9 protein-coding genes are annotated in these 7,701 nt (G+C 51.6%); 3 read left to right on the top strand and 6 right to left on the bottom strand.

The genetic code is table 11. The annotated features are described in order from the left end of the window. Positions 1-75 precede the first annotated feature (75 nt). Entirely contained in the window at positions 76-1,275 is a 1,200-nt protein-coding gene (locus tag A6395_RS14100) for a multidrug efflux MFS transporter (protein WP_071399531.1), read from the top strand. Positions 1,276-1,303: 28 nt separating this feature from the next. Here A6395_RS14100 and A6395_RS14095 read toward each other — a convergent pair whose 3' ends face one another. Then, the gene (locus tag A6395_RS14095) at positions 1,304-2,620 is read right to left on the bottom strand and encodes a PhoH family protein (protein WP_071399527.1); all 1,317 of its coding nucleotides are present in this window, start codon (positions 2,618-2,620) and stop codon (positions 1,304-1,306) included. 32 nt (positions 2,621-2,652) lie between these two features. Further along, positions 2,653-3,102 (bottom strand): PNPOx family protein, encoded by a 450-nt coding sequence (locus A6395_RS14090; protein ID WP_071399526.1) that lies wholly within the window; start codon positions 3,100-3,102, stop codon positions 2,653-2,655. Positions 3,103-3,215: 113 nt separating this feature from the next. Here A6395_RS14090 and A6395_RS15805 point away from each other — a divergent pair, with 113 nt between their 5' ends. Continuing rightward, positions 3,216-3,416, top strand: coding sequence for a YlaI family protein (locus A6395_RS15805; protein ID WP_083273976.1), 201 nt, complete (start codon positions 3,216-3,218; stop codon positions 3,414-3,416). Positions 3,417-3,452: 36 nt separating this feature from the next. Here the strand turns inward: A6395_RS15805 and A6395_RS14085 are convergent, their stop codons facing one another. Beyond that, positions 3,453-3,785 (bottom strand): YlaH-like family protein, encoded by a 333-nt coding sequence (locus tag A6395_RS14085; protein WP_071399530.1) that lies wholly within the window; start codon positions 3,783-3,785, stop codon positions 3,453-3,455. Between the two features lie 102 nt (positions 3,786-3,887). Then, entirely contained in the window at positions 3,888-5,732 is a 1,845-nt protein-coding gene (typA, locus tag A6395_RS14080) for a translational GTPase TypA (protein WP_070327588.1), read from the bottom strand. A 164-nt stretch (positions 5,733-5,896) separates the two neighbouring features. Here typA and A6395_RS16120 point away from each other — a divergent pair, with 164 nt between their 5' ends. Continuing rightward, complete coding sequence (locus A6395_RS16120; RefSeq protein ID WP_167615659.1) at positions 5,897-6,073, top strand: DUF5325 family protein; 177 nt, start codon at positions 5,897-5,899, stop codon at positions 6,071-6,073. 35 nt (positions 6,074-6,108) lie between these two features. Here A6395_RS16120 and A6395_RS14075 read toward each other — a convergent pair whose 3' ends face one another. Together A6395_RS14075 and A6395_RS14070 are read right to left on the bottom strand one after the other, a co-directional pair. Then, the gene (locus tag A6395_RS14075; RefSeq protein ID WP_071399525.1) at positions 6,109-7,362 is read right to left on the bottom strand and encodes an inositol monophosphatase family protein; all 1,254 of its coding nucleotides are present in this window, start codon (positions 7,360-7,362) and stop codon (positions 6,109-6,111) included. Between the two features lie 78 nt (positions 7,363-7,440). Next, complete coding sequence (locus A6395_RS14070) at positions 7,441-7,629, bottom strand: hypothetical protein (protein ID WP_015881266.1); 189 nt, start codon at positions 7,627-7,629, stop codon at positions 7,441-7,443. Positions 7,630-7,701: the final 72 nt, after the last annotated feature.

The raw sequence follows: 7,701 nt of genomic DNA, 5'->3' as shown, positions 1-7,701 counted from the left end.
GGACTTTTTACTTCACAAAGTGTAACATGTGTGATATCGAAATATACTCTATGTAGAAAGGGCGTGACGCTTACGATACCTTTATGGAAAAAGAACTTGATCATCGTTTGGATCGGCAGCTTCTTGACGGCCGCCTCGATGAGCCTCGTCTTGCCGTTCCTGCCCTTATTTATCGAAGAGCTCGGCGTGACCAACCCTGACCACGTCGTCACCTGGTCCGCCGTCGCTTTCGGCGCCACTTTCCTCGTGGCCGCCATCGTCTCCCCGCTTTGGGGCCGACTCGCTGACCAGAAAGGGCGCAAGCTCATGTTGATTCGGGCGAGCCTCGGAATGGCCGTCGTCATGTTCTTGATCGGCTTCGTGCAAGACGTTTATCAACTCGTCGGTTTACGACTCATCATGGGTGCCGTCTCCGGATTCATCTCGGCCGGCATCACTCTCGTCATCTCACAGACACCAAAAGAGAAAAGCGGCTGGGCGCTCGGCACGTTGTCGACCGGTGGCATCACCGGCGGACTCCTCGGTCCATTGATCGGTGGATTGCTCGCAGACTGGATTGGGCTTCGACCCGTTTTTCTCTTTACCGGCAGCGCACTCTTCGTCACGTTTTTAATCACACTCTTGTTCGTGAAAGAAGATTTCGTCCCGGTGGCGCGCGAGCGACTTGATTCGACAAAGTCGATCATTGCCTCGCTCCGTCATCCTCAACTCGTCTTCAGCTTGTTTTTGACGACGTTTTTAATACAGTTTTCAACGCAGTCAATCGGACCACTGTTGACACTGTACGTCCGTGAACTGAACCCGTACACGACTTCCCTCGCGTTCATCGCGGGGATCGTCGCTTCAGCACCGGGGGTGGCCGCCCTCCTGTCCGCGCAACATCTCGGACGGCTGTCAGACCGGCACGGTCCGGAACGGATTTTGTTTTGGGCGCTCATCGTTTACACTGCGTTCTTGATTCCTCAGGCGTTCGTGACGTCGACGACGCAACTCGTCATGTTGCGCTTCGGCCTCGGTTTCGCGACCGCGGCACTCATGCCGTCGGTGCAGTCGCTGCTAAGGAAACATACACCGAGTCACGCGACAGGACGGATTTTTTCTTACAACCAGTCGGCCCAGTTCATGGGCAACCTGCTCGGACCGTTGTTCGGCTCACAAATCGTCGCCCACTTCGGCTTCTCCGCGCTCTTCATCGTGACCGGTTTGATCATGTTGACGAACGCGTTGCTTGAGAAAGCGAACGTCCAAGTTTTGCTCCACCCAAACACAAAATAGACGTCGAGCTTACGCTCGGCGTCTATTTCTATAGCAAATCGGCCGCCAACCGGGCGAGCGACGAGCGTTCGCCTTTGATGAGTTGGACGTGACCGAATACGTTTTGCCCTTTGAACCGCTCGACGGCGTACGAGAGTCCGTTCGAATATTCATCTAAATACGGATGATCGATCTGATATGGATCGCCGACGAGAACGATCTTCGAATTCTCCCCGACCCGGGTCAAAATCGTCTTAATCTCGTGCTTCGTCAAGTTCTGCGCTTCATCGATGATGATGAACTGATCCGGCATACTTCGCCCCCGAATATATGTGAGCGCCTCGAGCTGAATCGATTTGATGCCGGCGAGGATATTTCCGAGCTCGTCTTTCGAGTTGGCATTAAACAAGAATTCAAGATTGTCATAGATCGGCTGCATCCACGGACGAAGCTTATCTTCCATCTCACCCGGCAAGTATCCGATGTCGTTGCCCATCGGCACGACCGGACGCGCCACGACGAGCTTGTTAAAGCGACGTTCGTCCTCGACGAGGGCAAGCCCCGCCGCGAGAGCGAGGAGCGTCTTCCCGGTCCCGGCTTTCCCGAGGAGCGTCACGAACGGAACATCGTCACGAAGCAGTAAATCGAGCGCCATTCGTTGTTGCACGTTCCGCGGATGAATGCCCCAGACGTGCTCGGCGTCGAGCGATAACGGTCGAACGATCGGTTGTAACGGATCGACGACCGCGAGTGCGCTCGCTTTCGAAACGTTACTCTTTAAGATGACAAATGAGTTCGGGTACAGTTGGTTTTTTGAAAAAGCCGACGTCGGTAGCTGGCGAACTTGATAGAATTCATCAATTATCGCCTGATCGACCTCGATTTCTCGATAGCCGGCGTACAGATTCGTCGTGTCGACGATATGGTCTGTCAAATAATCTTCGGCTTCGATGCCGATTGCGTCCGCTTTGACACGGACCAGTATATCTTTTGAGACGACGACGACTTTCCGGTTGTGATCATGCTCATACTGTTTCATCAAGCCGAGTGCGACCGTCAAAATCCGGTTGTCATTCGTCATGACGTCAAACGGGAAGTCGACTGTATGTTCATGGCCGATTTCAACAAAGAGATGGCCGCCATTCTCGAGCGGCACCCCGTCATGAAGTTTGCCGGTCGATCGGAGCTGGTCAAGCACACGCGCCGTTTCTCGGGCGTTACGGCCAAGCTCGTCCATGTTTCGTTTTTTTCCATCGAGTTCTTCTAGGACGATGGCCGGGATGACGACGTCATGCTCATCGAATTGAAAGAGTGAGAGTGGGTCGTGTAGAAGTACGTTCGTATCGAGCACATACGTTTTTTTCATAAAGTTTGCCGCCCCTCGAAAATTGTTGGTGTTCAAGAGTTCAAGCTTTCCTTCACTTCTCGGTCCAATTTTTCCGCCGCTTCGATATCGTACGTCTTGACGATGTCCGGTTGCCCGAACGTCGCCCCGTAAAAGGAGATGTTGCGGACTTCTTCGACCGAACCTTTAAAAAAGCGAAGGTGCAGTCCAGGTTTCACAGTCGGTTCAAATTCATGGACGTGCGAGAGCGTCACACTGTAAGCGAGACCGTCCTCTAAAAAGATGAGCCCCGCCGTCTTTTCGCTTGTCAACAGCGTAATCAGATGCGAGTTTTTTGTCAGGGCAAATCGGACTGTCTGTCGATCGGTCGCCTGCACCCAACTGATGGCGTGGGTGGTCGGCCACCGCTTCGCTTCATCAAACGCGACGAGAAACGTCAACGGCATCTCGTTTAACGTTTCTTGTTGCGCCCGGGAAAGTTCGAACGTTGCTTTACTCGCCATGCACTCCCCTCCTTCTTAAACGGGTATATGAAATGGATTCGCCCTTAATGACTTCTTTCCCTGCTTTTCTATCTGGAAATCATGCTATAATCAACGGAGAGGAAGGTGAGACCATGCGCGTAAAGTGCTCTCTTTGTGATAAAGTCGATACGATTGATTCGTGGTCGTTCGAAGCGAAACGACTTCGCAATAAACCTGCTAAAACTTACATGTGCCAAGAGTGTCATGCACGCATTACGGAACGAACGGCTGAGCGTGCGGCAACAGGCCAATTCCACCTATATCCATCGTTTCGCCAAAAGCGAAGATGGTAACAAAAATGGACGTCCCGTCAACGGGGCGTCCATTTTTTAGGTTGGTTCATTGACTTGGTCTTGACGGCGGTTCCACCAGAGGCGGCCCCGATAAATGGCTAGGACGACCGCCATGACAACCAATACTTCCGGGATCGGCCACGTGAAGAAGACGAGCGCCATCGTCCCCGCTCCGAGCGCGAGAATGATGTAGACGATGAGCGCTTTCCACCACGCGAGTTGTTTGGCAAAACCTAATTTAAAGACGAGCAACGTCAATAAGATGACCGTGATGATCAAGGCGTTAAAGCCGACCGAAAAGTCGTCCGCGTCACTGCCGACACCTAATAGCGAGGCGATCCACGGAACGTCGATTTGGGTAATGTCCATCGTTTGAGAAGCTTTCAAGGCAAATAATCCCCCTTTGTTTCCTACACGTCTATTCTACACGAATCAAAATAAAAGGGAACGCCTCGGCGCTCCCTTTTCTACTTATTCTTTACCAAGTTTACGACGCTTGTCAGCTTTTTCACGTTCGTTCTTGTTCAAGACCTTTTTACGGAGTCGAATCGAGAGCGGTGTGATTTCGCAGTACTCGTCATCGTTCAAGAACGTAAGCGACTCTTCAAGCGAGAAGACGCGCGGACGTTTCAAGACTTGTGTCGAGTCTTTCGATGATGCACGCATGTTCGTCAACTGTTTCCCTTTGACGGCGTTGATCGCGAGATCGACGTCACGGTTACATTCACCGATGATCATGCCTTCGTATACATCTGTACCTGGTTCGATGAAGATCGTCCCACGGTCTTCGAGTGCACCGATTGAGTAAGCCGTTGACTTACCAGCTTCGATACAAACCATGACACCGCTGCGGCGACCGCCGATGTCAGCAGGAATGAACGGACGATACTCTTCGAACGTATGGTTCAAGATTCCGTATCCGCGTGTCGCCGATAAGAACTCGTTACGATATCCGATGAGACCACGTGAAGGAACGATAAATTCCATACGAGTTTGACCGTTATCGTTCGTGTTCATGTTCGCGAGTTCACCTTTACGGAGACCGATCGATTCCATGACTGAACCTGTGTACTCTTCCGGTACGTCGATGATGACGCGCTCGAAAGGCTCAATTTTCGTACCGTCTTCAGCTGTACGGATGATAACTTGTGGTTTCGAAACTTGGATCTCGTACCCTTCGCGACGCATGTTCTCGATCAAGATACCGAGGTGAAGTTCACCGCGTCCTGATACGACCCATTGGTCAGGCGAGTCTGTGTTTTCGACACGGAGCGAAACGTCCGTCTCAAGTTGTTTCATCAAACGCTCTTCGATTTTACGCGCTGTCACGAAATCGCCTTCGCGTCCTGCAAATGGAGAGTTGTTCGTCATGAAACGCATTTGAAGCGTTGGCTCATCGATGCGAAGAAGCGTAAGCGGCTCTTCTTTACCGACCGGTGTGACCGTTTCACCGACGTTGATGTCTTCCATCCCGGCGATGGCGATCAAGTCACCAGCTTTAGCTTCTTCGATTTCAACACGTTTGAGTCCGAAGTAACCGAATAGCTTCGTGACGCGAAGTTGTTTGATCGATCCGTCCGTTTTGCAAAGTGAGACTTGGTCTCCGACTTTGATTTTCCCACGGAAGACGCGACCGACTCCGATACGACCAAGGTAGTTATCGTAGTCGAGCATCGTGACTTGGAACTGAAGCGGCTCATCCGAGTTGTCGATTGGTGCCGGTGTGTTCTCAAGAATCGTATCGAGTACGTGCGTGATTGTATCTTCTTGCTTCTCAGGATCAGGATCGAACGAACTTGAACCGCTGACTGCAGACGTATAGACGACAGGGAATTCAAGTTGATCTTCATCTGCTCCGAGGTCGATCAACAAGTCTACGACTTCATCGACGACGTCGAGCGGACGGACCATCGCTTTGTCGATTTTGTTGACGACAACGATTGGGCGAAGTCCTTGGTCAAGTGCTTTCTTCAATACAAAGCGTGTTTGTGGCATACAGCCCTCACGTGCATCGACAACAAGAATAACGCCATCAACCATACGCATGATCCGCTCAACTTCACCACCGAAGTCGGCGTGTCCTGGCGTATCTACGATGTTGATGCGAGTATCTTTATAATCGATTGCCGTGTTTTTAGCGAGGATTGTGATCCCGCGCTCACGTTCGATATCGTTCGAGTCCATGGCGCGCTCTGCTACCATTTCGTTTGTCCGGAAAGTACCAGACTGTTTCAATAGTTCATCGACTAACGTTGTTTTACCATGGTCAACGTGGGCGATGATGGCTACGTTACGGAGGTTAGTTCTTAAATTCATGTAGTTATTCCTCTCTTATTTGAAAAGTTTCAACTTTGTATTCAACTTAAAGAGTATAGCACAGGTGCTACCACCTTTGTCACGTTATATAGTCTGTTACCGTTTCCAATTGCGCTGATTTTGCTTACAATGGGATAGAGCCAAGAAAAAAAGGGGGAATCTCGATGCAACTCATGTTCGTCTTGATCGCAATCGCCGTCGTCGCCGGTTTTGTCGGTATCGGCATCGGTGTCGCCGAAGCGAGTACCGCCATCATCGTTGGCAGTCTCGCGTTGAGCGCGGTCGCTACATTCTTCGGCATCAACTTGCGCCGCCGTGTCCTAGCAGACCGGCGTCCATAACGAACAGGCCCGAGGCGAGCGCCTTGGGCCTTGTTTTATAGTTCTCGCGTCAAGCAGATGCGGTCTCGCAACACGAGGCCGTCTTCTTCGATCGCCTCGTAGCCATGGTTCGAAAAATAATCGCGTTCGACAGAAGCAAAACGGAATCCGGCTTGTTGATAGAAGCGTAACTGGACGATGCTTGAGTTGCCCGTGCAGACGAGCAGTTCGCTCGCACTTCCGCTAGCCGCCCGACGGATGGCGTCTTGGAGCATCCGTTGCCCGATCGTTTGGTTTTGACGATCCGGTTTGACGGCGATGTTGACGAGTTCGACCGATTCCGCACTGCGACGGACGAGCATATACGCCCCGACGAGTTCCCCGCCGAGTAAAGCCTCAAATGTCGTGCCCTGTGCGTATTGCGCTTGCACCATCGCCTCGTTCGGATTCGCCAAGACGAGCAAATCACGCACACGGTCGTACGTTTTGTTCGGTTCGATCGCAAGGTCTGGCCTCACTTCAGGCGTCACGTTTTTGGCGATGACGTAATGTTTGATGACGTCCTTGACGAACGTCTCGCTCCCGCCGAGGACCGATGTCTTCCCTTTATAGCTGACGGGTTCACCGTATAAAGAGACGACGCGGCCCCCGACTTCTTCGACGAGTAGTTTTCCGGCCGCGTAGTCCCACGGCATATTGCGCATCGTGATATAGCCATCGACCCTTCCGGCCGCAACCCAAGCCAGTTCGAGTGAGGCGGCCCCGTGCGCTCGTGTCCCGACAGCGTCACGGACGATCGGTGCCAACACTTCCGGTGCAATCTGTTGGTTCGGAGTCACCCACGTCGCATTCATACTCAAAAATGCGTCACGGACGTGATGTTCATGAAGCTGCGGCAACTTCCGTCCGTTGAGCGTCGCCCCATAACCACGCCGTGCAACGAACAGCTCGTCAGCCATCACATCATAGACGAATCCATACTCGACGACCTCATCGACCATAATCGCAATCGAGATGGCGAACATCCGTTTTTGATGAATAAAATTGAGCGTCCCGTCAATCGGATCGACAAACCAAACCGTCCCTGTCAACTTGTCAGGCTGTGTCGAGATGCCTTCTTCTCCGACAATCTGATGCTCCGGATACGCCGCTCGGATACGGTCGACAATCAGTTGTTCGACCGCTCGATCGATTTCAGTGACCAAGTCCCCTTTACCTGTCTTCCGCTCGATCCGATAACTTTCATCGATTTGTTGACGGATATATTCCCCTGCTTGTTTGATTAGATCAATCGCAAACCATTCCAACATATTTATCACCTCTCTATGTATTATAGCAAACAAAAACCAGCATTCGCGTGGAATACTGGTTGAATGAGAGGTTGTGGGTCAGGCTTCGAGACGCAAAAGTTCTTGGCGGTACTTCTCTAACCGATGCTTGCTAGCCTGGACAGTGGCATCGTCTTGTGACGCCATTGCATCGAAGAGTGTTGCCAATTCATAATCAATCTCTAGGCGCAGCACCGGAATCCGTTTTTCTGCGTCTTTTCTTTTGAATGCCTCAATCACTTGTTTCATGAGATGCCACACTCCTTTTTGTTGGGCTACAAGTTACGGTTTAGTAAGTTGAATTGAGTATATCAGATGAGA

It is taken from the genome of Exiguobacterium sp. SH31 (genome assembly GCF_001816105.1).
Lineage (GTDB): Bacteria > Bacillota > Bacilli > Exiguobacteriales > Exiguobacteriaceae > Exiguobacterium > Exiguobacterium aurantiacum_A.
This window is presented reverse-complemented; position numbering and strand designations above follow the sequence as displayed.